The following is a 223-nucleotide window of genomic DNA, read 5'->3' as shown; positions in this document are numbered from 1 at the left end:
CTCACTGGTCGAGTCGGCCTGCGCGGAAGATGTAACGGGGCTAAACCATGCACCGAAGCTGCGGCAGCGACACTTATGTGTTGTTGGGTAGGGGAGCGTTCTGTAAGCCGTTGAAGGTGTGCTGTGAGGCATGCTGGAGGTATCAGAAGTGCGAATGCTGACATAAGTAACGATAAAGCGGGTGAAAAGCCCGCTCGCCGGAAGACCAAGGGTTCCTGTCCAA

1 rRNA gene is annotated in these 223 nt (G+C 55.6%); it reads left to right on the top strand.

Annotated features, from left to right (window positions below):
- Positions 1-223: ribosomal RNA gene (locus WFN75_RS22740) — 23S ribosomal RNA — on the top strand; the annotation flags it as partial.

This window comes from Leclercia sp. UBA7405 (assembly GCF_037152215.1).
Taxonomy (GTDB): Bacteria; Pseudomonadota; Gammaproteobacteria; order Enterobacterales; family Enterobacteriaceae; genus Enterobacter; species Enterobacter pneumoniae.
The sequence above is the reverse complement of the archived record's forward strand: the minus strand, read 5'-3'. Positions and strand labels throughout refer to the sequence as shown.